General features: G+C 57.2%; 18 protein-coding genes. 10 read left to right on the forward strand and 8 right to left on the reverse strand.

Features of this window, described 5'->3' with window-relative positions; translation table 11 throughout:
* The first annotated feature begins 127 nt into the window (after nt 1-127).
* Nucleotides 128-2,329 (forward strand): peptidyl-dipeptidase Dcp, encoded by a 2,202-nt coding sequence (gene dcp, locus AC1RKG_RS01580; RefSeq protein WP_493181792.1) that lies wholly within the window; start codon nt 128-130, stop codon nt 2,327-2,329.
* A gap of 192 nt (nt 2,330-2,521) precedes the next feature.
* Here the strand turns inward: dcp and AC1RKG_RS01585 are convergent, their stop codons facing one another.
* The 5 genes from AC1RKG_RS01585 to AC1RKG_RS01605 all read right to left on the reverse strand — a co-directional run bounded on the left by AC1RKG_RS01585 (nt 2,522) and on the right by AC1RKG_RS01605 (nt 7,309).
* A complete protein-coding gene (locus AC1RKG_RS01585; RefSeq protein ID WP_493181794.1) occupies nt 2,522-3,829 on the reverse strand; it encodes an MFS transporter in 1,308 nt (435 codons plus the stop codon).
* 118 nt (nt 3,830-3,947) lie between these two features.
* Complete coding sequence (locus AC1RKG_RS01590) at nt 3,948-4,589, reverse strand: N-carbamoylsarcosine amidohydrolase (RefSeq protein WP_142815248.1); 642 nt, start codon at nt 4,587-4,589, stop codon at nt 3,948-3,950.
* Nucleotides 4,590-4,598: 9 nt separating this feature from the next.
* Nucleotides 4,599-5,351 carry a maleate cis-trans isomerase family protein gene (locus AC1RKG_RS01595; RefSeq protein ID WP_020826783.1) on the reverse strand — a complete coding sequence of 251 codons (753 nt, stop codon included), beginning with the start codon at nt 5,349-5,351 and terminating at the stop codon, nt 4,599-4,601.
* A 15-nt stretch (nt 5,352-5,366) separates the two neighbouring features.
* Nucleotides 5,367-6,161 carry an alpha/beta fold hydrolase gene (locus tag AC1RKG_RS01600; RefSeq protein ID WP_116690531.1) on the reverse strand — a complete coding sequence of 265 codons (795 nt, stop codon included), beginning with the start codon at nt 6,159-6,161 and terminating at the stop codon, nt 5,367-5,369.
* The gene (locus tag AC1RKG_RS01605; protein WP_493181797.1) at nt 6,158-7,309 is read right to left on the reverse strand and encodes an FAD-dependent monooxygenase; all 1,152 of its coding nucleotides are present in this window, start codon (nt 7,307-7,309) and stop codon (nt 6,158-6,160) included. The genes AC1RKG_RS01600 and AC1RKG_RS01605 overlap by 4 nt, the downstream gene beginning before the upstream one ends.
* A gap of 329 nt (nt 7,310-7,638) precedes the next feature.
* On the opposite strand from AC1RKG_RS01605, the gene AC1RKG_RS01610 reads away from it, so the two are divergent.
* From AC1RKG_RS01610 to AC1RKG_RS01625, 4 genes are all read left to right on the forward strand, one after another.
* The gene (locus tag AC1RKG_RS01610; protein WP_493181799.1) at nt 7,639-8,697 is read left to right on the forward strand and encodes a 2,5-dihydroxypyridine 5,6-dioxygenase; all 1,059 of its coding nucleotides are present in this window, start codon (nt 7,639-7,641) and stop codon (nt 8,695-8,697) included.
* A 66-nt stretch (nt 8,698-8,763) separates the two neighbouring features.
* Nucleotides 8,764-9,237, forward strand: a complete 474-nt coding sequence (locus tag AC1RKG_RS01615) for a MarR family winged helix-turn-helix transcriptional regulator (RefSeq protein ID WP_046373624.1) — start codon at nt 8,764-8,766, stop codon at nt 9,235-9,237.
* A gap of 203 nt (nt 9,238-9,440) precedes the next feature.
* Nucleotides 9,441-9,983 (forward strand): (2Fe-2S)-binding protein, encoded by a 543-nt coding sequence (locus tag AC1RKG_RS01620; RefSeq protein WP_020826788.1) that lies wholly within the window; start codon nt 9,441-9,443, stop codon nt 9,981-9,983.
* The gene (locus tag AC1RKG_RS01625; protein WP_493181800.1) at nt 9,976-13,551 is read left to right on the forward strand and encodes a molybdopterin cofactor-binding domain-containing protein; all 3,576 of its coding nucleotides are present in this window, start codon (nt 9,976-9,978) and stop codon (nt 13,549-13,551) included. Before AC1RKG_RS01620 ends, AC1RKG_RS01625 begins: the two co-directional genes overlap by 8 nt.
* Before the next feature lie 19 nt (nt 13,552-13,570).
* Here the strand turns inward: AC1RKG_RS01625 and AC1RKG_RS01630 are convergent, their stop codons facing one another.
* A complete protein-coding gene (locus AC1RKG_RS01630) occupies nt 13,571-14,452 on the reverse strand; it encodes a LysR family transcriptional regulator (protein WP_493181802.1) in 882 nt (293 codons plus the stop codon).
* Between the two features lie 111 nt (nt 14,453-14,563).
* Between AC1RKG_RS01630 and AC1RKG_RS01635 the strand changes: the two genes are divergently transcribed.
* The 3 genes from AC1RKG_RS01635 (at nt 14,564) to AC1RKG_RS01645 (ending at nt 19,483) form a co-directional block, all read left to right on the forward strand.
* Nucleotides 14,564-15,310 carry a sulfite exporter TauE/SafE family protein gene (locus AC1RKG_RS01635; RefSeq protein WP_493181804.1) on the forward strand — a complete coding sequence of 249 codons (747 nt, stop codon included), beginning with the start codon at nt 14,564-14,566 and terminating at the stop codon, nt 15,308-15,310.
* Between the two features lie 766 nt (nt 15,311-16,076).
* A complete protein-coding gene (locus AC1RKG_RS01640; protein ID WP_493181805.1) occupies nt 16,077-17,345 on the forward strand; it encodes an HlyD family secretion protein in 1,269 nt (422 codons plus the stop codon).
* A gap of 2 nt (nt 17,346-17,347) precedes the next feature.
* Nucleotides 17,348-19,483 (forward strand): peptidase domain-containing ABC transporter, encoded by a 2,136-nt coding sequence (locus AC1RKG_RS01645; protein ID WP_493181807.1) that lies wholly within the window; start codon nt 17,348-17,350, stop codon nt 19,481-19,483.
* A gap of 32 nt (nt 19,484-19,515) precedes the next feature.
* Here AC1RKG_RS01645 and hpxO read toward each other — a convergent pair whose 3' ends face one another.
* Both hpxO and AC1RKG_RS01655 read right to left on the reverse strand, forming a co-directional pair.
* A complete protein-coding gene (gene hpxO / locus AC1RKG_RS01650) occupies nt 19,516-20,673 on the reverse strand; it encodes an FAD-dependent urate hydroxylase HpxO (RefSeq protein WP_122079265.1) in 1,158 nt (385 codons plus the stop codon).
* A gap of 160 nt (nt 20,674-20,833) precedes the next feature.
* A complete protein-coding gene (locus AC1RKG_RS01655) occupies nt 20,834-21,343 on the reverse strand; it encodes a DUF1003 domain-containing protein (RefSeq protein ID WP_187962840.1) in 510 nt (169 codons plus the stop codon).
* Between the two features lie 224 nt (nt 21,344-21,567).
* Here AC1RKG_RS01655 and AC1RKG_RS01660 point away from each other — a divergent pair, with 224 nt between their 5' ends.
* Both AC1RKG_RS01660 and AC1RKG_RS01665 read left to right on the forward strand, forming a co-directional pair.
* Nucleotides 21,568-23,775, forward strand: a complete 2,208-nt coding sequence (locus tag AC1RKG_RS01660) for a xanthine dehydrogenase family protein molybdopterin-binding subunit (protein ID WP_046373616.1) — start codon at nt 21,568-21,570, stop codon at nt 23,773-23,775.
* Between the two features lie 14 nt (nt 23,776-23,789).
* Nucleotides 23,790-24,248, forward strand: coding sequence for a (2Fe-2S)-binding protein (locus tag AC1RKG_RS01665; protein WP_020826797.1), 459 nt, complete (start codon nt 23,790-23,792; stop codon nt 24,246-24,248).
* The last annotated feature ends 6 nt before the right edge of the window (nt 24,249-24,254 follow it).

The raw sequence follows: 24,254 nt of genomic DNA on the forward strand, positions 1-24,254 counted from the left end.
TAGGCAAACTCAACATTCTAATCACTTGTTTTTGCTCAAACTGCCAACTGCGCCTAAGCTAGGATGTGGCCTGGGAACTGGGGTTCCCGCGCAATTTATTCTGTGAACATGGAGGAGTTTCGATTTGATGCGTTTATCTACATTGGTGTTGGCGATCGGCATGGCGCTGAGCTCGCAGGCACAGGCAGCAGAAACTAACCCGCACGCTGACCACACCGCGTTGCCGAGTGGTCAGGCGAAGGAGGCTAACGTGACCGGTGAAGCCAACCAGCACAACAATAAAAAGAACCAGAACCCGTTCTTCTACCAAAGTCGCCTGCCGTTCCAGGCGCCGCCGTTCAATTTGATTAAAGAGAGCGACTACGCCCCGGCAATTGATGCCGGTATCAAGCAAAAGCTGGAGGAAGTGGAGAAGATTGCCAACAACCCGGCCAAGCCTGATTTTAAAAATACCTTCGTGGCGCTGGAACAGTCTGGGGCGTTGCTGTCACGCGTGATGAGCGTGTTTAGTGCCATGACCTCGGCCAACACCAGCGACGCGCTGCAAAAGTTGGATGAAGAAAGCTCACCGAAGCTGGCGGCGCTGGACGATGCCATCATGCTCAACAGCAAGCTGTTCGCGCGTATCAAGGCGATTTATCAGCAGCGTGATGCGCTGAAGCTGGATGCCGAATCTCGCCGCCTGGTGGAAGTGACTTACAAAAACTTCGAGCTGGCGGGGGCCAATCTCTCCGACGCCGATAAAACCAAGCTGAAGGCGCTGAACCAGGAAGCGGCGACGCTGAGTACCCAGTTCTCCAACAAGCTGCTGGCGGCGACCAAAGATGGTGCGCTGGCTATCGCCGACAAGGGTAAGTTGGACGGATTGTCTGAGAGCGAACTGGCCGCTGCCGCTCAGGCCGCCGGTGAACGTAAGCTGGACAAGCAGTGGTTACTGGTATTGCAAAACACCACCCAGCAGCCGGATTTGCAAAGCCTGAAAAATCGAGACACCCGCAAGGCGCTGTTTGACGCTTCGTGGAACCGGGCAGAAAAGGGTGACGGCAACGACACTCGCCAGACGATTGCCCGCCTGGCCAAAGTCCGTGCCGAACAGGCCAAACTCTTGGGCTTCCCGAACTATGCGGCCTGGAAGCTGCAAAACCAGATGGCCAAAACGCCGGATGCGGCGCTGAGCTTTATGCGTAATATCGTCCCGGCAGCCACTGCGCGTGCCGAACGTGAAGCCAAAGACATTCAGGCTGTGATCGACCAGCAGAAAGGCGATTTCAAGGTTGCCGCCTGGGATTGGCAGTTCTATGCCGAACAGGTGCGCAAGGCGAAGTACGATCTGGATGAATCGCAGATCAAACCTTACTTCGAATTGGATAACGTGCTGAACAACGGCGTGTTCTATGCCGCCAACCTGCTGTACGGCATCAGCTTCAAAGAACGTAAGGATATCCCGGTTTACCAGCCGGACGTGCGCGTGTATGAGGTGTTCGATAAAGACGGCAAATCGATGGCGCTGTTCTATACCGACTTCTTTAAACGCGACAACAAAGGCGGCGGCGCCTGGATGAGCAACTTCGTCGAACAGTCGAAGTTGAAAGGCACCAAACCGGTGATTTACAACGTTGCCAACTTTACCAAACCGGCACCGGGCCAGCCTGCGCTGCTGTCGTACGATGACGTGATCACCATGTTCCACGAGTTTGGTCATGCGTTGCACGGTATGTTCGCCGATCAGGAGTACCCAAGCCTCTCAGGTACCAATACCGCACGTGATTTTGTCGAATTCCCCTCACAGTTCAACGAGCACTGGGCCAGCGATCCTAAAGTCTTTGCGCATTACGCCAAACACTACAAAACCGGTGAAGCCATGCCGCAGGAACTGGTCGATAAAATCAAAAAAGCCGACAAGTTCAACAAGGGCTACGACATGACCGAGCTGCTGTCTGCGGCACTGTTGGATATGCACTGGCACATGCTGAGCGCCGATCAGCCGCAGCAGGACGTGGATAAATTCGAAGCCGAATCGCTGATGAAAGACAAGATCGATCTCAGCTACGTGCCGCCACGCTATCGCTCAAGCTACTTCAAACACATCTGGGGTAACGGCTATGCCGCCGGTTATTACGCCTATCTGTGGACTGAAATGCTGGCGGATGACGCCTTCCAGTGGTTCAGCGAGCACGGTGGGCTGACGGCGGAGAACGGCCAGCGTTTCCGCGATATGGTGCTGTCACGCGGCAACAGCCAGGATCTGGAGAAGTTGTACGTCGAGTGGCGCGGTAAAGAACCGAGCATCGAGCCGATGTTGATCAACCGCGGTCTTAAAGACGAATAACAGTTCGCGGCATAACCCAAAACTCCCAGAAGGGCGCAAGTTTCTTGCGTCCTTTTTTTTCGTCGGGACATAGCCGAAACGAGGATTTATCATGCGCCGGATATTTTGGCCCGTGAGCAATCAAGCACAAAGATGGCAGACCGATCCTGTGGTTGCCAATAAGTCAGGCCCCGCGAGCGGGGCCCAACGTCCTCAGCGGTTAACCACCTTGGCAGGCAATGCAACTACCAGCAATGAACTGATCAGCAGACACCCGGCGAATGCCCACAGAGCGCCGCCGCTTTTACCGGTCAGGTCCAATGCCAGCCCCATCAGTGAGTTACTCACTAACCCGGCAATGTTTGCCAGCGAACAGGCCAGCGCGAAGCCGGTTGCCGCTGCTGTGCCGCGCAGAAAGGTGGCCGGCAGGCTGAAAAACACCGGTACCGCACCGATGATTGCGGCCTGCGCAACAGAGAACAGCAACACCGTGGCGATCACGTTATGGGTGAAGAACGTGCTGCCGGCCATCGCCATCGCGCCGACAATAAAGGGCACGATGATATGCCAGCGACGCTCACGCATGCGGTCGGAACTGGTACCGATCAGCAACATGCCCAGCAGGGCAGCTACGCTCGGTAATGCAGTCAGCAGGCCGATGGTAGTGATGTTGGTCACACCGGCAGTCTTGATAAAGGTTGGCATCCAAAAGCCCATGGCATAGGCGCTAAGCAGGATCGAGAAGTCAATGCCACCCAACATCCACACTTTGAGGTTAAAGAAACCGTCGCGAAAACTGTGCTTGCTGTGGCTGGCTTCGGCGTCGTCCTGGGCCAGATCTTCTGCAATGCGTTGTTTTTCGTCCTCGGACAGCCATTTGGCCTGTCGATAGTTGTTCGGCAGCACCCAGAACGTGAGTACGCCCAACAATACGCTGGGAATGCCTTCCAGCAGAAACAGCCATTGCCACCCGTGCAGCCCGTGGCGCATATCAAAATGCCCAATGATCCAGCCAGACAGCGGGCCGCCGAGCACGCTAGACAGGGGCAGGCCGATCATGAACAGCGCAATGATGCGGCCGCGACGGTAAGTCGGGAACCACAGCGTCAGATAATACAGCACTCCTGGCAGGAAGCCGGCTTCCGCTACGCCAAGTAAAAAACGGATGATGTAAAACTGGTTGGGGGTGGTGACAAACATCGTACAGGCGGAAAGCAGGCCCCAGGTGATCATGATGCGGGCAATCCACACCTTGGCGCCGACGCGCTGCAGGATCAGGTTACTCGGTACTTCAAACAGGATATAGCCGACAAAGAACAGCCCTGCGCCCAGCCCGAAGGCGGCCTCGCTCAGTTGCAATTGGTCGGCCATCTGCAACTTGGCCAAACCGACGTTGATGCGGTCGAGATAGGCGGCCAGATAGCACAAACAGAGGAACGGGATCAGCTTCCAGGTGATTTTGCGGTACAGAAGCGATTCTGCTCCCGCTTTCCCGGTTAACGGGGTTTCAACAATGGCCATGATGATGTCTCCAGGTGGTGCATGGTGGCCTCCGGAGGAGGAGCGTTGTGTGTTTGCTTTTGAGGCGCTTTCCGCGCCTTCTTTATTGTTCAGCTCTCCGTGCAGGTGAAGCTCTGGGTTACAGCCGGTTCAGATAGTCGAGGGCCTCCTTTTTAGTCACGACGTCACCGTATTTACTGTCGATGTCGAACAGATTGGCCTCATGCGGCCCGGGGTGACGATCGCCTACGCATTCCCGCACGACGATGGTGCGGAAGCCGTGCTGTACCGCGTCCACTGCGCTGGCACGAATACAGCCGCTAGTGGAGCAACCGGCCAACAGCAGGGTATCGACGCCCAGCGCCACCAACATCGGGGCCAAAGAGGTGCCGAAAAAAGCGCTGGCATACTGTTTGGTTAATACCACTTCTGCGGCCAGAGGAGTTACCTGCGTGCAAAAAGCCGCCAGCGGGTTGCCTTCCACCATGTCCTTCATAACCGGAGCTTTTTTCACCCAAATGCCGCCATCGGCAAAATGCCCCGCATGATAGCGGATATTGGTGTGAATCACCGGAATTCCCGTTTGGCGAGCGGTGGCCAACAGCGCCACGCTCTCTTCGACCGCGCTGACCACGCCGGGAGCGAACAGCGGTGCACCCTCGGTTGTGTAGCCCTGCATAAAATCGATCATCAGCAGGGCCGGATGTCGGCCGAAGCCGATGCGGTTGCCCCAGACGCCGCTGTAATTATCGGTGAGTGAGTTATCGGCTGCGGATGCCATAGTTGCTCCTTAATAGGCGCCGGACAGCAGGGCACCTGCGCCGGGAACGATCGGCTCCAGCTCCAGTGCGGTCAGCATGGCGTAAGTGGTTGCGATGGCGGCGGTCAATACCGGTTTGCCGGTTTGTGCTTCAACGGTAGCCACCGCCGGTAAGGACGGCATTTGCACGCAGGCGGACAGCACGATGGCGTCAACGTCGCTCAGATCCATCTCGGCGACAATGCCCGGCAGTTTGGCCGGGTCATGGCGTCCCACGGCCAGATTGTCGGCAATCTCCAGTGCCCGCCATACCTTGACCTCAATACCCTCGTGCTCGATATAGTCCACCACCATTTGGGTCAGGGGTTTCATGTAGGGGGCTACTAACGCAATGCGTTTGGCCCCCAGCACTTTCAGACCGTTGACCAGTGCTCCGGCGCTGCTGATGACCGGAGCGCCGGCGTTATTATCTTGCGTCACCTGTGCCAGTCGAGCCTGTGACTCACGGTGATAGCCCAGCCCCATCGACATGATTGCCACCAGGCAGGCATAACCGAGCACGTCGACTTGTGCGTCGGAAAGTTCCAGAGCACAACGGTCGGATTCGGCGTCCATCGCCGCCAACTCCGCCTTGCTGACGTGTTTCATGCGCATGCGGCTGGAGTGAAAGGTGAAACGCTCCGGGCGGATCAGTTGGCGAGCGTTCAGCATCGCCGGAATTTCGGTTTCCATCGTGGTGTTGGAGCTGGGGACGATTTGGCCGATACGGTAATTTTTAGTCATGACACCACTCCTTAATTAATCCAGAAAATTGCCCAGAGCACGGAAGAAACCGTCAAAGTCGTCCCACGGGATCATATGTCCGGCATTTTCAACGTGCGCGAGAGTTATCTCTGGCTGCAATGCGCGGATCTCCGCCTCGTCTTCCTGCTGGATCACGCCGCCAAGGCCCGCGACCATCAGTAATGTCGGCATGCTCAACGCGGGATAATCGCGATGACTATCGACCTGATGGAAATCTTCATAGGCGCGTTGGATGGCCGGTTCATAGCAGGTGTGCAGCCATTCGGCACGCAGTTGGCGCTGCGATTCGCTCCAGTTGGGGCAGTAAGTGCGCATCTGTTCGGCGTTCATACCCAACAGTGACTGACGGATCGAATCGACATACCAGGGCCACTTGCCCGGATATTCGCGCCGACCGGGGCCGGAAACTGGCGGGTCGATCAGCACCAGCCGTCGTACCCCTGCCGGATGGAGCGCGGCAGCGCGTAAGGCAAAGCGCGCCCCCATTGAATGACCGAGCAGGGCGTAGTTTTCCAATTGCAAAGCGCAAGCGAAAGAGGTTATGTCCTGGGCACAGGTTTCGGCGTCATAAGCCAGGTCCGGTCCGCTGGCGGATAGTCCGCGCCCACGTACGTCCAGCACATAGGTGTCGTACTTTTCAGCCAGTCGTTCGGCCACGAAGCCCCAGGTGATCGCCGGGCTGGTGATGCCGGGGATCAGGATCACCACCGGGCCTTGCCCGCCGTAGCGCAGATAGTGCTGGCGAATGCCGTTGGCCTGCACGTTGGCGCCATACAGAAAGTGGCTCATGCGGCGTTCTCCGATTTCAGCTTTTGCGCGTACAGGTCATAGCCGTAAACCCAGGCGGGATCTTCCTGCGTGCGCAGGAAGGTATTGGCATTGGATACCGCCTGCACGCGAGAAGCCCGCTCTTTGCGGTTGGCTTCATACAGTTGGAAAGCGGTGCGGTAGTCGGTCAGGCCGGTTTCCTGCAGACAACGCGCCAGCATGGCGGCGTCTTCGATCGCCATGGCTGCGCCCTGAGCCATGTGCGGCTTCATCGGGTGGCAGGCATCGCCAAGCAGTACCATGCGGCCTTCGCTCCACAACGGCAGCGGTTTACGGTTCAGCAACGGCCATTTGGTGACCTGTTCGCTGGACTCGATCAATGCCTGCACAATCGGGTGATAACCGGCGAAGGTTTCGTACATTTCCTCGCGGCTGCTGTCGATAAAGCTGCCCTGGAAATCCCATGCCGGGTGCGGCACGCCGCTGACGTAGTAGTATTCGTCGCGCTTTTGGGTGGTGTAATAGACCATCAAGTGACGATCCGCCGACCACCATTTAACGCAGTCTTCAAAACTCAGATTGTATTTGGCCAGTTTGTCGCCGCGGATCAACGCCCGGTGCGCCACCCAACCACTGTAGGTTGGGGCTTCAGTGCCCAGCAGGTGTTCGCGAATGCGGGAATTGATGCCGTCGGCGCCAATCACGATGTCTGCACTGGCCTGAGTACCGTCGGCAAAATTCAGCACCACATGGTTTTCGCGCTCTTCAATCTTGCTCAGGTGCTTGCCAAAATGCACGCTGCCCGGTTGCAGTGCCGCCATCTGCAAGGCCTGCAGATCGCCGCGGTGTACCGTCACGTAAGCGGCACCGTACTCTTTGCGGGCAAATGCCCCCAGTTCGATGCGAGATAGATAATCACCCGTTTCGGCGTCGCGGCTGAACCAGAAGTCCGGGTGAGACGCCATTTGCTCCAAGGGTTGTTCAATGCCGAGACGGCGGAAAATCTTCAATACGTTTGGCCCCATATGGATACCGGCACCCAATCGTGAAAACACCGGACTCTGTTCGTACAGGTCGACGGTAAAGCCCGCTTTTTGCAGCAGACCGGCGGCGGCGGCGCCACCCAAACCGGCGCCGACTACGGCAATGCGTTGTTGTTTGCTCATCATTTTTCCCCTGACTGTTGGTTTTTTTACCTGCTATCCGCTGCGATAACGGATAATCGATTTATAGTGTATACGCTAAATAACGCAAAGTTGCACAAGTGTTAATTTTGACTTGGCTCACGCTAATTGGTTGTCAGTTTCTGTTAACCTTATGTTAATCACAGGATGGTAAGGGCTTAAAATAGGATTTGCTTATAGGTGTCTCGGGCTTCTTGCTTCCGGTGGGTTTTTAGTCTTAGATAATTAAAAGAGTGTATTCACTGTAATTTGTACAAAATAACCTCGTTGACGCCGGGTGCGTCGACCCCTTTAGGCAAAACAGGAGATACCGCATGGCGGTCAATGATAGTCAGTTGGTTCAGCTGTTCGAGCAGGTGCTTACGCTGTCGAAGGTTGATGCTTCGCAAAGCGTGGCGATCCTGAAAAGTCACTATTCCGATACGCGCACGGTACGCGCAGCTACCGATGCTGCACTGCGATTGGGCGCTAAGGTTTATGCGGTGGAGTTGCCCTCGTTTAACCATCCGCGCGCCATGGGCAACGACATGACTGCTTATTGCGGTGATACGGCATTGACCGGCAACCATGCGGCTCAGCGCGCGTTGGAAGCCGCCGATCTGGTGGTCGACACCATGATGTTGCTGCACTCGCCGGAGCAGGAGCAAATCCTTAAGACCGGCACGCGTATTTTGCTGGCGGTCGAGCCGCCGGAGGTATTGGCACGGATGTTGCCTAATGCGGAAGACAAAGCGCGAGTGTTGGCGGCGGCTGCCGTGCTGGAACAGGCAAAATTAATGCAGGTGAAATCTGTCGCCGGCAGCGATTTTCGCGCCCCGCTGGGGCAATACCCCACGGTAACCGAATACGGTTACGCTGACGAACCGGGACGTTGGGATCACTGGCCAAGCGGCTTCCTGTTCACCTGGCCGAATGAGGAACAGGCCGAAGGGGTACTGGTGCTGGATGTGGGCGATATCCTGCTGCCGTTCAAGCGCTATGCGCGGGAACGGATCACGCTGGAGATAGACAAGGGCTTTGTGACGCGTATTCACGGGGGGTTTGAGGCGGAATATCTTCGGGAGTACATGAAATATTTCAACGACCCGGAAGTGTACGGCATCTCGCACATCGGCTGGGGCTTACAGCCACGTGCACAGTGGACGGCGATGGGGCTGCACGACAAAAACGACGGGATGTGTATGGATGCACGTGCCTTCTATGGCAACTTCCTGTTTTCCACCGGGCCGAATACCGAAGTCGGTGGTACGCGTAAAACGCCGTGCCACATGGATATCGCGCTGCGCCATTGCGACATTAGCCTGGACGGCACGACGGTAGTGGCGGATGGCGAAGTGGTGGCTCCTGCGGCGTCCCGAGTAAGCCAGGGCTAAGCTTGCTGCTAAACGCGGGGGTTTGTACTATTCTCGGTGGTTTCCATAGATGGTGAGAGTAACGCAATGACGCCCCCCGAATACCCGGCTGCAGAAAACGGCAAGACCGAAAATTATCATTTTACTGAACAAGTCGGGCACCTGCTTCGTAAGGTTTACCAGCGCCATGTGGCTATCTTTCAGCAGAACGTTGGCGATTCGCAGCTGACCGCGGTGCAGTTTATTACCCTGTGCGCGGTGCGTGACATGGGCCCGAGTTCGCTAACTGAGCTGGTGCAGGTGACGGCGGTCGATCAGGCCACCATTCGCGGCATTGTCGAGCGCCTCAAAGCGCGTGAACTGATCACCGTTATGCCGGATCCTGTCGACCGACGCAAAGTGGTGGTCGGGCTGACTGATACCGGTGCCGATCTGTTGAGGGAGACGGTGCCGCATGCGGCGAAGATCACAGAATTAACCTTCGGCACGCTCAATCCGGCCGAACGTATAGCACTGATGTTCCTGCTCAATAAAATGCTGGAAGACCAGCCACCCGGCTGATTCGCCCCGCGCAACTGCTGTTGTCTGGTGAGTGCGGTGGCGGCGAGGTCACGGCCCACAATTCATACCCTATAGCTTTCAAGTTGCAGCCAGGCTGGCAGCTTGCCCACTCTCAAGTCAGTAACTGGGATGGGCAGGTGCGGCAACGACGCAGCGGCGTGAAAGATGACGGGTATCACCAGAGCGCAGGCGGAGACGCGAGAATGGCGATATCTGAAGTGCAATCGCCCAGGGAAGGCGCGGTAAAAACGCTGACGGAGCATCCATTGATGCTGTCGGTAAATGGCGAAAATATTCATACCTGGGTGATGGCGGATACGCCTCTGTTATTGGTGTTACGCAACGATTTGGCGCTCAATGGCCCAAAGTACGGCTGCGGCCTCGGAGAGTGCGGCGCATGCACCGTATTGGTTGACGGCATTGCCGCACGCTCCTGCGTGATCCCGGCTCTGGGTGTGACCGGCCGTGAGGTCACCACGCTGGAAGGGCTGGGCGATCGCCAACATCTGCATCCGGTGCAGCGCGCTTTTATTGAGGAACAGGCGGCGCAGTGCGGTTATTGCCTGAACGGCATGATCATGACCACCAAAGCCCTGTTGGATCGAAATCCCTCGCCCAGCGACACAGAAATCCGTCAGGCACTGTCCGGCAATCTGTGTCGTTGCGGCACCCATATCGAAATCCTGCGTGCGGTTCAGCGCGCTATCACTCTGTATCGCAACGAGGAAACCTCGTCCCATGACTGATACCCATTCCTCATTGCCGAGTCAGGCGGAGCTATTGCAGCGCCAGGGCACATTGCTGATTGTCGATCAGATCCAACCGCCGCCAGGGCTGGTACCGAAAGGTCAGACGCCGAGCCTGAAACCCAAAGAACAAGGGTTGTTTATTGCCATTTGCGACAGCGGTGAGGTTTATGCCTTCAACGGCCATGTCGATCTGGGCACTGGCGTGCGCACCGCATTAGGTCAGATTGTCGCCGAAGAGCTTTACCTGCGCATGGATCAGGTGCGCATGGTGCTGGGCGACACTGAAAGCACGCCGAATCAGGGGGCGACTATCGCCAGTGCTACCCTGCAGATTTCGGCGGTGCCCCTGCGTAATGCCGCCGCCGAAGCGCGCCGCTGGTTGCTGCAGCAGGCGGCACAACGTTTTGACTTCAGAGTAGAGCAACTGACGCTGGACGACGGCATCGTTGTTAGCCCTGACGGGCAAAGGCTGAGCTATGGCGAACTGGTGGCTGGTGTACATATTGCATTAACGATAAGCGGTGATGCACCGCTTAAGCCGCAGGCCGAGTACCGTTTGGTGGGTACCAGCACCGCACGTGTCGATATCCCGGCCAAGGCCACAGGCGAATCCACCTATGTGCATGATATGCGGCTGCCGAACATGTTACACGGGCGGGTGGTGCGACCGCCCTATGCGGGCTACGACAGCGGTGAGTTTGTCGGCACCAGCCTGCTGGCGGTGGACGAACGATCGATTGCCCATATTCCCGGCATCGTCAAGCTGGTGGTGATAGAAGACTTTATCGGCATTGTTGCCGAGCGCGAGGAGCAGGCGATCAAGGCGGCACAGGCGCTGCAGGTGAGCTGGAAAGACTGGCGGCGTAACCTGCCGCAGATGACCGATGTGGCTCAGGCGCTGCGCGATAATCCCCATTCGACGCGGGTGGTGCATGATACCGGCAACGTGGATACAGCGTTGGCTGCTGCCGACCGACGCTTTACCCGCAGTTATCTTTGGCCATATCAACTGCATGCGTCGATTGGCCCGTCCTGCGCATTGGCAGATTACCAACCACAGCAACTGCGGGTGTGGTCGGGTAGCCAGAACCCGCACTTGTTGCGCGCCGATCTCGCCTGGCTGCTGGAGTACCCGGAAAATCAGATTGATATCATCCGCATGGAGGCCGCCGGCTGTTATGGTCGTAACTGCGCCGATGATGTCTGTGCGGATGCGGCGCTGCTGTCGCGAGCGGTAGGCCGTCCGGTACGGGTGCAGCTAACCCGTGAGCAGGAACATCTGTGGGAACCGAAGGGCACTGCGCAACTGATGGAGGTTGACGGTGGGTTGGACGCCGCCGGTGATCCGGTCGCCTATGATTTTCGCACCTATTATCCTTCCAACGGTGCGCCCACCCTGGCGCTGTTGCTGACCGGAAGGGTGGAGCCGGTGCCGGTGGCTTATGAGATGGGGGATCGCACTTCGGTACCGCCCTATGAATATCCGGCGTTGCGCGTCAGCATTGAGGATATGGCACCGATTGTCCGCGCGTCCTGGATGCGGGGCGTATCGGCACTGCCGAATACCTTCGCGCACGAGTCCTATATTGACGAACTGGCTATCGCCGCCGGCGTCGATCCGCTTGAATATCGGCTGCGTTACATCAAGGATCAGCGTGCCACCGAACTGATGCGCAGTACCGCCGAACGTGCCGGCTGGACGCCGCATACCGAACCTATGCAAACCCCGGCGGAAGACGGCGTACTGCGTGGACGAGGCTTTGCCTATGCGCGTTATATTCACAGTAAGTTTCCCGGTTTCGGTGCCGCGTGGGCCGCCTGGGTCGCCGACGTTGCCATCGACAAAGTCAGTGGCGAAGTGGCGGTCACGCGGATTGTGGTCGGGCACGACGCCGGCATGATGGTCAATCCGGACGGCGTACGTCACCAGATCCACGGCAACGTGATCCAGTCGACCAGCCGGGTGCTAAAAGAGCGAGTGACCTTCGAAGAATCCACGATCTCCAGCAAAGAATGGGGGGCTTACCCGATCCTGACTTTCCCGGAGGTGCCGGAGGTGGATGTCGTGATGATGCCACGCCCTTACGATCCGCCATTGGGGGCCGGTGAGTCTGCCTCGGTGCCCAGCGCGGCAGCCATCGCCAATGCGGTATTTGACGCCACCGGTATTCGGTTTCGCGAGTTGCCGATCACCTCTGATCGACTGCGCGAGGCGTTGAACGGTCCGGATAGTCAGCGGCAGCCGTCAACGCAGCCAGTCAAAACCAAACGCAGTAAATGGTGGTTTGGTGGCGTGGCCGGGATTTTAGGGGCCGCGCTGGGTGTTGCGACGACGGCACTGCCATGGCGTGCCGAAATTGCGCCGGTGGCTACCCCTGGCTCAGGTACCTGGTCTGCCGCGACCCTGGAAAGGGGGCGTCAGTTGGCCGCTGCCGGGGATTGCGCGGTATGCCATACCGCCTCGGAAGGGCTAACCAATGCCGGGGGGCGGGCGATGGAAACTCCGTTTGGAACCCTGTACAGCACCAATATCACCCCAGATGTGGAAACCGGTATCGGCAACTGGTCGTTTACCGCATTCGACCGGGCGATGCGTCAGGGCATCAGCCGCGATGGCAGGCATTTGTATCCGGCATTTCCCTATACGGCGTTCAGTAAGATGACCGAGGGTGACATGCAAGCGCTGTATGCCTATATGATGTCGCAACCGGCGGTGGTGCAAAGTACCCCGGCTAATCAGATGCGTTTCCCGTTCAATGTGCGCTCGTTAATGGCCGGCTGGAATGCGCTGTTTCTCCGCCAGGGCGAGTTTCAGTCAAATCCGACGCAAAGCGCGCAGTGGAACCGTGGCGCTTACCTGGTTAACGGGTTGGGCCATTGTGCCGCCTGCCATTCCCCGCGCAATCTAATGGGCGCTGAAAAGGGCGGCAGCAACTTTTTGGCGGGGGCGATGGTGGATGGCTGGGAAGCGCCGGCATTAAACCAATTGGCCAATGCGGACAAATCCTGGACCGAAGAGCAGCTATTCCAGTATTTGCGTAGCGGTCATTCTGCCGAGCATGGCGTCGCGGCCGGCCCGATGGGGCCGGTGGTCGCCGAACTGGCCACACTGCCGGAAACCGACGTTCGAGCGATGGCCAATTACCTGATTTCATTGAGCAACCCGACCGGATTGAACCTGGAACCGCAGGCCAAACCGGCTACCACTCTTTCGACCGCCGTAGGGCAATTGGGCGGAGAACGTCTGTTTCAGGGCGCTTGCCAAGCCTGTCACAGCGCCGCCAGCGGCGGGCCGCAGCTGTTTGGCGTCAGCCCGGATTTAGCGAACAACACCAATATATTCAGCGAGCGGCCGGATAACCTGATTAACGTGATTTTGCAGGGAATTTCCAAACCGGCTACCGCTGATTTGGGCTTTATGCCTGGATTCAAAGACAGTTTTTCCGATCGTCAAGTGGCTGATCTGGTGAATTATCTACGGCAGCATTATGCCGGGGACAAACCGGCATGGCGCGATGTCGAAACGCAGGTTGCCAGGCTACGTGCCAATCCGGGCAGCCATTAACTGTGGTTAAAAAACGGCGCTATTGCGGTTGCAGGAAAGCAATAAGCCGTTGCGCCGGTAGCGGTAACTGGGCCAACTGACGCACGACAATCGACAGCTGGCGTGTGGCCCAGGTATCGTCCAGCGCAAGAATTCTGACTTGCATGCCCGGCCATTGCCGGGCGATCTCCTCCGGTACCACGGCGATACCGGCACCACGCGTCACCATCCGACACACCACTTCAAAGCTTCCTGCACGGGCGCGTAAACGCATTGGGCCGCCGTTGCGTAGGGCGTGTTGCGCCAAATGTTGCTGCAGCGCGCTGCCGTCGCTTAAGCCAATAAAGTCATATGCCAGCGTTTCGCTAAAACTGACGCTGGCGCGGCCGGCTAACGGATGATCGACCGGTAGCGCCAGCACCAGGCGATCCTGGCGGAACGGGTAGCTTTCCAGCCCGCGCAGGTCGGCGTGGTTGGCGACAATGCCGATATCCGCAGTTTGATCGAGGATCGACTGGCTGATCGCCGTGCTGGGCAACTCTTCCAACGCAATGTCCGTCTGTGGGTTAAGCAGCAGATAGTCTGCCAGCAACTCCGGGAGAAAAGCGCTGGCGGCGACGGTATTGGCCAGAATACGCAAATGGCAGGCATTGCCCGGGGAAAACTCTGCCATATCCCCCCGTAGCCGTTCGCTTTGCTGTAACAACAGACGAGCATGGCCCAACAGGCGTTCACCGGCCTGAGTGGTTTGTACTCCCCGCGCGCCGCGGGCCAAAAGCTGAATACCAGCCTGTTGCTCCAGTCCGCGAATGCGGGCACTGGCCGATGCCAGCGACAGGCAGGCACGATCGGCCCCGGCGGTGATGCTGCCCGCCTCTGCCACGGCGATAAACAGCCGCAGGTCGGTAAAATCGAAATGCATCGGCTTCTCCTACGTATTTGCCTCAGGCTGGCTCAGTGATTGCCGCATTGTGCGGCAGGCAAGGGCTGCGGACAATCCATGCACCAAGGGATAATGAGGAAGGATAGACCTATGACGTTGACGCTACCTGAAATTTTAGCCCTGCTGGGCATCTTTATGCTGGCGGGCACGGTAAAGGGAGTGATTGGCCTGGGGCTGCCGACGGTGTCTATGGGGTTACTCAGCCTGCTGATGTCTCCGGCACAGGCTGCGGCGCTGTTGCTGGTGCCGTCGCTGGTGACCAACTTCTGGCAGTTGTTCACCGGGCCGGACGTCCGTGCACTTTGCCGCAGGTTGTGGCCGATGATGGCCTGTGTCGCCATGGGCACAATGCTGACCACGGGCACCTTGACCACCGGTCAAAACCGGTTGGCACCGATAGCGTTGGGGGTCTGTTTGGTCGTTTACGCGCTGTTGGGTTTTAGCCGTTTTCAGTGGCGGCTTTCACCCAGGGCTGAACGCAGGTTGGGCCCTCTATGCGGTGTACTTACCGGGCTGATTACCGGTGCTACCGGGGTATTCGTGATCCCGGCGGTTCCTTATTTAAATGCATTGGGATTGGCGCGTGACGATCTGGTGCAGGCGTTGGGGCTGTCATTCACCGTTTCGACGTTGGCATTAGCCGCTGGCCTGGCGTGGCAACATGCATTGCCGGGCGCGTTGCTAGGCACCTCATTATTGGCATTGCTTCCTGCGCTGGTGGGGATGTGGTTGGGGAGTGTGCTGCGCCGGCATTGTCGCCCTGCGGTATTTCGTCGCTGTTTTTTTATCGGTCTGTTAGTTTTGGGAATTGAAATAGTGTGGGATGGCATTAATTAAATGCGAGTAAATAATGTTTCACCCAGTTGCGAAGTAATTGGTTTGTATTAGCGGTTAAATTAAATGTTCCGTGTAATTCATTCTATTTAGTTCACTTGGTTCTATCGACGGAAATGGTTTTATATATTGACATGGCGGCGGCGTATGTTTATATCTATGAGTGCAGATCAAGAATGGATTTTAAATGTGAATATTATAAAAATAAGGAAATATTATGAAGACCCTAACGAAAACTGAAATTATGATGATTGGCGGGTGGCCTCATTGCTCGAGGGGCTAGAGCTGTTTTTGGCAGTGTGGTCGGTTCATCGATTGGTTCGTTGAGTGCTTGTTTTGGTAGTGGGAATGGTTCACAAAATGCTTCAAGAAGCAACTCTGGCTCTTATAATGGCGGCACCTGCAACTGGTAGTAATATATATTACCCAGTGTGATGTGACTGTGCCAGATATTGGCATGGTCGCATGCTAATGTTGAACTGGTACTTTTATGAAGACGTTTTTGTCGGCTTTTATTATGGTCGCTCTTTCTGTCGGGCTATCTCGTAATTTGCTTTTTACTGTGGGGCTTAGCCAATATAGCGGTATATTTAGATTTAACATCCCTTGTGAAATGGCTAAATGGATGATTTATTTCCTTGTGCTGCTAGGGACAATGACTTTTATGAGGTTAATATATACCTCGGCACGAAAGTTTGTCCGCAAATGGAAGCGTCGTGGTCAGTAAGATAATTATCGACCCAAGATCCCGATAAAGGTGTAACCCCCCATGTCAGAACGTTCTCCCCAGATTTATCGTGAGGGTTATTTCGCTGCGCAGGTCAATAAAGCGGAGGGTGAGGTAATTATTCCTGCCAGCCTCAGTCTGACCGCCTATGCCTGGGCCAGCATCTTGCTGGTGCTGGCTATCGGGCTATTTCTGATCCTGGGTGAATATACCCGTAAAGCGCGTTTGGACGGTGTGGTGATGCCATCCAGCGGTTTGATCAAGGTAGTTGCCCGCGGCGCCGGACAGGTTACAGAACGTTTAGTGACGGAGGGGGCGACCGTCAAAGCCGGCCAGGCACTTTATCGGCTCAGCGGCGAATATTTCAATGGTCAGGGTATCGCGACGCTGGCGTCGGTTTCCGACTCGTTAAAACGGCAATATCACATGCTGGAGCGCCAACGCGCTCAAGAACTGGCCACTCGAATTTTACAGCAAACCGGTGTGCGCCAGCGCATGACGCAACTTCAGGATGAACTGACCAGCGCAGAGGCGGCAATGGTGGAGGTAAAGCAACAGGCTGAATTATCGCATTCGCTGATGGCGCGCTACCGCAAGCTGATCGGCAAAGGTTACGTTTCCGAACTTGAGTTTCAGCAGCAGAAAATGACGTTGTCGACGGCGCGGGAAAAAGTAGAAATGCAGCGTCAGGCGCAGTTGCGGTTAAAGCGTGAGCTTGCCGCGGCGGCCTCGGAACTGCGGACGCTGGCGCAACAGCAACAAGGGCGTGACGCCGAACTTGAACGCCAGTTGCAGGGCATCAGGCAACAGGAAATAGAACTGGTTGCCCAGCGTGACCACACGCTCACTGCGCCGGTGAACGGCCACATCGCGGTGGTGTTGGCCCGGGCGGGGCAGACGGTCAAGCAAAACGATCCTTTGCTGATGATGGTCGCTGACGGTGCCGAGCTGCAGGTTGAACTCTTTGCGCCCAGCAAAGCGGTGGGCTTTATCAAACCTCACCAACGGGTCGGGTTGCGCTTTGCCTCCTTCCCCTATGAAAAGTTTGGCGTGCAGTATGGCGCCACCCGCGCCATCACCGATGCCAGCCTGAGCGCCAATGACGTCATGCAGCAAAATCCGATGACCTGGAAGGAAAACGAAGGGCATTACCGCGTCATCGTTGCGCTGGAGAAAACCACCATTACCGCCTATGGGCGCCAGGAACCATTGCGCGTTGGGATGACCGTTTCCGCAGACGTGGAGTTGGATCGCCGCCGCCTGTACGAGTGGCTGCTGGAGCCGTTATGGAGTCTGCAAGGAAGGATATAAACATGGACGTTACAGAAGGGCTCAACTGGGGCTGGCGAAAGCGCCTGCCGTTGATACGCCAAACGGAGTCCGCAGAATGCGGCGTGGCGTGCCTGGCGATGATTGCCGGTTGGTATGGGCATCGCGTAGATCTGCCTACGCTGCGTGCGCAGTTTAAAGTTTCGCAGCTCGGCATGACCTTCTCGCAGCTGATTGCCTGCGCCGAACGGCTGCACCTGAGCGGCCGAGCGGTGCAGCTGGAGCTTGAAGAGCTGCACCTGTTGTCGCTGCCCTGCATTTTGTACTGGGACATGAATCATTTTACCGTGCTCAAGCGGGTGCGAGGGCAAACTCTGGAGCTGCATGATCCTGCGCGGGGCCTGGTTAAAATGAGTCTGCAGGAGGCAAATCGTCACTTTACCGGCGTGGCGATGGAATTGACGCCAACCCATCAGTTTGTCGTCAAAGATCGGCGAAAAAAGATCCGCCTGCGGGAGCTGATCGGTAAAACCCAGGGGCTGAAGGCGGCATTGGCCCGGATCTTCTGTTTCGCGCTGGCGCTGGAAGTGTTTGCGTTGATCGGCCCATTAATCAACCAACTGGTGATTGATGAGGTGCTGGTGGCGTTGGACGCCAGCTTATTGACGTTGATCGTCATTGCCATGCTGCTGATGGCCGCCACCCAGACGCTGCTGGAGCTGGCCCGCCAGTGGGCGACGCTCACCATGGCGGTCAACTTCAATATGCAGTGGACGGCGAATGTTTTTCACCACCTGTTGCGGCTGCCTATCAACTGGTTTGAATCGCGCAACATGGGCGATATCAGCGCGAAATTTGATGCCGTCGACACCATTCAGGACACCCTCACCACCACGTTGCTTGAAGCCTTTTTGGATGTGCTTTTGGTCCTTGGTACCTTGACCATGATGTTTTTCTACAGCGTGAAGTTAACCCTGGTCGCTTTGGCCGCCGCGATGGTGTATGGGCTGCTGCGCCTGTTTTGGTTCAGTACGTTGCGTAAAGCGGCGGATGACTCCTGGGTTGCCGGCACCCAGGAATCCAGTCATTTTCTTGAAAGCCTGCGCGGCGTGCTGAGCCTGCGGGTCAACGGGGCGCTTACGCCGCGGGAAACGGTTTGGCGTAACCTCAATGTCGCACGGCGCAATGCTGAACTGCGCGAAAGCAAGCTGATGATGGTTTACGGCATTATGCAAACCGTCATTGGCAGCCTGGTTGGGGCGGCGGTGCTGTGGCTGGGGGCCGGGGCGGTGTTGGCCGGGCAGTTTTCAGTCGGCATGCTGGTGGCCTACATGTCTTTTCAGGGCCGGTTTTCCGCCAGTATCAGCGGCCTGATCGACAAGGCCGTTGCCTACAAAATGCTGGATGTCTACAACCAACGGCTGGCGGATATCGTGTTGACGGCGCGTGAAGACGCAGCGGCGCAGGCGGCGGGCAACGCAACGCTGTTATTGTCCGCCAGCGCCTGGCCTCAAGATCGGCCGGCGCTGAGTTTGGAGCAGGTCAGTTTTCACTATGCCGGCACCGAATCCGAAATCCTGTCGCAGGTCTCGCTGGACATTATGCCCGGTGAGGTAGTGGCGCTGGTGGGGGCGTCCGGCAGCGGCAAAACCACGTTGGCTAAACTGGTATTGGGGCTGTATTCGCCCACGGCCGGCATGATACGTACGCTGGGCATTGAGCATCGACAGGGGGATTATTCGCAGGTACGTCAGCATATCGGCGTAGTCTTGCAGGAGGATCAGCTGTTTCGCGGTTCTATCGCCGAGAATCTGTCATTTTTCACGCCACGGGTTGATCAGGACAAGCTCGTTGAATGCGCGCGACTGGCGCAGTTGGACCAGGATATCGATAACCTGCCGATGGGTTACCAGACGTTAATCGGTGAAATGGGAGGCACCCTGTCTGCCGGGCAAAAACAGCGCTTGTTGTTGGCGCGGGCACTTTACAAAAAACCATGGCTGTTGATCCTGGATGAGGCGACCAGCCATTTGGACGTGAATAATGAAATGTTGATTAGCCATACCCTGCGCCAGCTTGGCCTGCCGATTTTACTGATTGCCCATCGCCCGGAAACCATCGCCTCGGCGGATCGGGTCGTCGAACTGGCGGCCGGGCGTCTTCACCGGCGCAAAGGGTGAATCAACCCTCTTCGACTCGAAGAGGGGTCGGATCAGGCCAGCGGCCCACCCAGAATCGTTTCTTTCATGCCTGAAAGAATGCGCTCACCGGTTTCGGTTTTCAGCTCCTCGTACCAACTGCGGGTGACGTCCATCTCTTTGCCGTGCGTCACATCGCAGCGCTTACGTGCCTTCAGCACCAAATCTTTTACCCGATAGCTGCGTTTTTCCTGATAGCGCAGCAGCGCATCTTCAATACCCAGTGAATTGGTCTGCAAGGCAATCGCCAGCACCACCGCGTCCTCCATTGCCGCGCAGCCGCCCTGACCGATGTCCGGAGTGGTGCTGTGCCCGGCATCGCCGAGTAAGGCTACGCGGCCCCGCACCAATTGTTCGAAAGGTTCGATATCGTGGATCTCAATGCGGTTGACGCTTTCCGCATCAATTGCGGCAATCAGTTTCTGTACCGGTTCGGCCCAGCCGGCAAAGTAACGTTGCAGGTCGGCTCGCGCGGTGCTGCGGTCTTCCGCCAGCCCGGTCGGCAAGGGAACGTCGAAGAAAAAGTAGAAGCGGTTGCCGGAGACCGGCATCAGCGACACGCGCTTACCTTCGCCGACAAAGGTGGTCCACTGGTCGGCCGGTGCGATGGACTCATCGATGGTGACCAGCCCGTTCCAGTTGACGTATCCGGCATAGCGCCGATCCACGCCATGGCCCAGCACATAAGGGCGAATAGCGGAATGGGTGCCGTCGGCGGCGATCAGAAAATCCCCGCTGGCCTGGCTGCCGTCTTCAAACCAGGCGGTAACGCCCTGCGGGGTTTCTTCAATACCGCTAACCCGTTTGCCGAAGCGCACCTGGTCGCGGCCGTAGGTGTCCAGCAACATGGCCTGCAGCTCGGCACGCGCTACCGGGTAAGGGCGTTCGCCGACGCTGGTGATTAACGGATCCAGACTAAAACGCGTCAGCGTTTGTCCGTGCAGGTATTCCTGATAGGCCATGAAATGCATCGGCCCCCCGAGCGCCCGCAGTTGTTCTTTCATCCCCAGATAGTTGAGGCATTTGACGCCGTTAGGCCAGATCGAGATTGCCGCGCCAACCGGTTTGATCGCCTTGACCGCTTCAAAAACCTCGGTTTCGATACCGCAACGCTGCAATGCGATGGCGCTACACAGCCCACCAATACCGCCGCCAATGATGATTGCTTTCATGTTTTTCTCCTCCATAGCCACGATGGGGAGAAGCAATTTCCGTACCAGCCTGCGTATGCTCAGCGGGCAACGCGGTCAGAGCGCTATCAGGAGCGTTATGATGCAATTTGGTGCAATCACTGGTCTGCGACGGGGCATATTTTCACGACTAGATCCTGTCTCAGGCACGATCGCGATTAGCCAACTGGATGGCCAGACTTTCGATGCGTTCAGCCATTTGTTTCGTCAAGTTGGTTAATTCGGTGTTCTGCTTCAGTAGTTCCAGTAACTGTTCAGATTGCTGCGCGGCGAGGGTTTGGCGTTGGGCCATGGCTTCATCCAAATCTTCGCGGTGCTGAGCGTCGGTCAAGGCATGTGCCTGATCGCGTTCGGCCTGGCGAGTTTGGGCCAGCAGAATCAGCGGGGCGGCATAAGCAGCCTGCAGGCTGAACGCCAAATTCAGCAGTATAAAGGGATAGGGGTCAAATTTGGCGAAACCCGCCAGGTTAAGGTAGATCCAGACGGCGACCACCACCGTTTGGCCGACCAGAAAGGTTGGCGTGCCGAAAAAACGGGCGAAGGCTTCGGCTTTTAGCGCAAACCATTCGTCACCAAAGGTGTGGGTGAAGCTTTTCAACGGACGGTAGAAACGGAACTTTTTATGGGTCTGCGGCATGGCTTTTACACTCATTAGTGTCATGAAACAAAGGTCTAATTTATAGCATAGGGGTTGCAATAGCGGCTCAATGCACAGCACGAATCCGTAACGGAAAATCCTGATGAAATGTTAAACAGACAAAATAATAGACTACGCTAACTATTAGCCCGTCGCGTCAGTGCAGGCAGACGGCGCAGATAAAAAGAACGATGTCGCCGTATTGATTAAGGTTGATCGGCATTTTGGAGCGATGAGCAATGAAACTACCTCAAGTCCCGCTTACCCGGCGGCGGTTTATCGTTGGCGCCAGTGCATTGGTGATCGGCGCCTATCTGCCGTCAACCGGCGCACTGGCGCGTACAACGACGACCACGGCGCCAGAAAACACCGCTTATGAAGCCAATGCTTTCGTGCAGATCGACGAAAATGGCATTGTCACCGTCCTCAGTAAACACACCGAAGTGGGCCAGGGCGTTTATACCGGCATGGCAACGCTGGTCGCTGAAGAGCTGGATGCCGACTGGTCGCAGGTGCGGGTGGTTGCCGCACCGGTGGATACCAACGTCTATAAGAATCTGGCGTTCGGTTTTCAGGGCACCGGCGGCTCCAGCTCGGTGGCCAACGCCTACGAGCAGATGCGTCGCATGGGCGCGATGGCGCGCGCCATGCTGGTTCAGGCCGCTGCCCAAAGTTGGAAAACCTCAGCGGAAGAAATCACCGTGCAGGCGGGCAAGATCCGCCATGCCGCCAGTGGTCGCGAAGCAGGGTTCGGTGAGTTTGCGGCGCTGGCCAGCCAACTGCCACCGCCCGATCCCGCCAGCCTGACCCTGAAGGATCCGAGCCATTTCACCCTGATCGGTAAGGTCAGTGGCTTGCACCGCGTAGACTCATTGGCGAAGACCAACGGCTCGGCGCAGTTCACTCAGGATATTCATGAGCCGGATATGCTGACCGTTACCATTAAAAAACCGCCGCGTTTTGGCGGCAAGGTGGCCTCGTTCGACGCCAGCCGGGCACTGAAGGTGCCGGGCGTGGTGGATGTGAAACAGACCGATACCGGCGTGGCGGTATATGCCAAAAATACCTGGGCGGCGATCCAGGGCCGTGAAAAATTACAGGTGGAGTGGGACGACTCGCAGGCAGAGCGGCGTGACACCGAGCAGATATTTGCCGAATTCCGTCAGGTGGCGCAAAAGCCCGGCGTAGTGGCGAAAAGCCAGGGCAAGCCGGGCGAGATTTTCGATAAGGCGGATAAGGTGATCGAAGCGGAATACACCTTCCCCTATGTGGCCCATGCGCCGATGGAGCCGTTGGATGGCTATCTGTTTTGGGATGGCGAGAGCGTTAAGGCACGCTATGGCTGCCAAATCCAAACCCTCGACCATAAACAGCTGTGCGATCTGTTCCAGCTACCGCCGGAAAAAGTGCAAATCGACACCATTTTGGCCGGCGGCAGCTTTGGCCGCCGCATCGATCTGGGCAACCCGAAGCTCGGGCCTGACCTGGCGGCGGACATGGCCGCGGCGGCCAAAGCTATTGGTCCTGGTCACGGGGTCAAAGTGGTGTGGACGCGAGAGGATGATATTCGCAACGGCTGGTATCGTCCGATGATCCTCCACCGGATGAGAGGGGCGATCCGCGACGGTAAAGTCGTGGGCTGGAGCGATACCGTCGTTGGTCATTCCTGGACGCTTAACAGCGCGATGACGGCGCTGGTGGTTAACGGTCTCGACCAGATGATGGTCGAAGGTGCCAGCGAAGTGCCGTACACCTTCGAAAACTTCCTCTGCGACGCGCATATCGTCGCGGGTAAAGTGCCGACCACCTCATTAAGATCGGTCGCCAGTACTCATACCGGTCACGCCGTCGAAAGTTTTATTGACCAGCTGTTGCAGGAGACCGGGCAGGATCCGGTCGAGGGGCGTCTGGCATTGATGGGTGATGCACCGCGTGAGGCCGGCGTGCTGCGGGCGGTGGCCAAAGCCGCCAACTGGCAGGGCGCGAAGGTGGTGGATGGACGAGCACGCGGCGTAGGCGTCGCCAAGGCGTTTAATACTCGGGTGGCGCAGATAGCCGAGGTGTCAATCGGCGAAGGTGGCATTCCGCGCGTGCACAAGGTGTGGTGCGCGGTGGATTGTGGTGTGGCGGTCAATCCGGATGTGATCCGCGCGCAGATTGAGGGCGGCATAGGTTATGGCCTGAGTATTGCTCTGTACGGCAACATTACGCTGAAAGACGGGGTGGTTGAGCAGTCCAACTTCAATAATTTCCGTCCGCTGCGCATCGACGAAATGCCGGAGATAGAGGTGATTATCGTACCTTCAAGCGAAGCGCCTACCGGCGTTGGCGAGTTGGGGGTGCCAACCATCGCTCCGGCCGTCGGCAATGCACTGGCACTGCTCGGGAGACCTCGCAGTTCACTTAGCCTGCCTTTACACCGTCCCAACCGTGACGCCAGCGTCTGAGCAAGGAGAACAGCATGATAACTTTAACTGTAAACGACCAACCGCTGACGTTTGATGGCGATCCCCATATGCCGCTGCTGTGGTTCTTGCGTGATGAGGCCGGATTGACCGGCACCAAATTCGGCTGCGGCATCGCGATGTGCGGGGCCTGTACTGTCCACCTGGATGGGGTGCCGGTGCGCTCTTGCATGACGCCGGTCTCTGCCGCCGAAGGCAAGAAAATCACCACCATTGAAGCGATCGGCGAAACGCCGGCGGGCAAAGCGGTGCAGGCGGCCTGGGTCAATCTGGACGTAGTGCAATGCGGCTACTGCCAGTCCGGTCAGATCATGAGTGCTAGCGCACTGCTGGCCCAGAGTAAAAATCCGAGCGATGCGGATATCGATGCGGCAATGAGCGGCAACGTCTGTCGCTGCGCCACCTATGTGCGCATTCGCGCTGCCATCCACCAGGCCGCCAAGGCGTTGGATTAAGGGAGA

Source organism: Serratia sp. GW822-FHT06D09, assembly GCF_058799515.1.

Excerpts from the sequence above, each read along its gene's own strand:
- AC1RKG_RS01610 (WP_493181799.1), top strand. The coding sequence starts at position 7,639 with ATGGCGGTCAATGATAGTCAGTTGGTTCAGCTGTTCGAGCAGGTGCTT.
- AC1RKG_RS01625 (WP_493181800.1), top strand. The coding sequence starts at position 9,976 with ATGACTGATACCCATTCCTCATTGCCGAGTCAGGCGGAGCTATTGCAG.
- AC1RKG_RS01590 (WP_142815248.1), bottom strand. The coding sequence starts at position 4,589 with ATGGCATCCGCAGCCGATAACTCACTCACCGATAATTACAGCGGCGTC.
- AC1RKG_RS01645 (WP_493181807.1), top strand. The coding sequence starts at position 17,348 with ATGGACGTTACAGAAGGGCTCAACTGGGGCTGGCGAAAGCGCCTGCCG.
- AC1RKG_RS01620 (WP_020826788.1), top strand. The coding sequence starts at position 9,441 with ATGGCGATATCTGAAGTGCAATCGCCCAGGGAAGGCGCGGTAAAAACG.
- AC1RKG_RS01600 (WP_116690531.1), bottom strand. The coding sequence starts at position 6,161 with ATGAGCCACTTTCTGTATGGCGCCAACGTGCAGGCCAACGGCATTCGC.
- hpxO (WP_122079265.1), bottom strand. The coding sequence starts at position 20,673 with ATGAAAGCAATCATCATTGGCGGCGGTATTGGTGGGCTGTGTAGCGCC.
- AC1RKG_RS01630 (WP_493181802.1), bottom strand. The coding sequence starts at position 14,452 with ATGCATTTCGATTTTACCGACCTGCGGCTGTTTATCGCCGTGGCAGAG.
- dcp (WP_493181792.1), top strand. The coding sequence starts at position 128 with ATGCGTTTATCTACATTGGTGTTGGCGATCGGCATGGCGCTGAGCTCG.
- AC1RKG_RS01605 (WP_493181797.1), bottom strand. The coding sequence starts at position 7,309 with ATGATGAGCAAACAACAACGCATTGCCGTAGTCGGCGCCGGTTTGGGT.
- AC1RKG_RS01640 (WP_493181805.1), top strand. The coding sequence starts at position 16,077 with ATGTCAGAACGTTCTCCCCAGATTTATCGTGAGGGTTATTTCGCTGCG.
- AC1RKG_RS01615 (WP_046373624.1), top strand. The coding sequence starts at position 8,764 with ATGACGCCCCCCGAATACCCGGCTGCAGAAAACGGCAAGACCGAAAAT.
- AC1RKG_RS01660 (WP_046373616.1), top strand. The coding sequence starts at position 21,568 with ATGAAACTACCTCAAGTCCCGCTTACCCGGCGGCGGTTTATCGTTGGC.
- AC1RKG_RS01655 (WP_187962840.1), bottom strand. The coding sequence starts at position 21,343 with ATGAGTGTAAAAGCCATGCCGCAGACCCATAAAAAGTTCCGTTTCTAC.
- AC1RKG_RS01585 (WP_493181794.1), bottom strand. The coding sequence starts at position 3,829 with ATGGCCATTGTTGAAACCCCGTTAACCGGGAAAGCGGGAGCAGAATCG.
- AC1RKG_RS01595 (WP_020826783.1), bottom strand. The coding sequence starts at position 5,351 with ATGACTAAAAATTACCGTATCGGCCAAATCGTCCCCAGCTCCAACACC.
- AC1RKG_RS01635 (WP_493181804.1), top strand. The coding sequence starts at position 14,564 with ATGACGTTGACGCTACCTGAAATTTTAGCCCTGCTGGGCATCTTTATG.
- AC1RKG_RS01665 (WP_020826797.1), top strand. The coding sequence starts at position 23,790 with ATGATAACTTTAACTGTAAACGACCAACCGCTGACGTTTGATGGCGAT.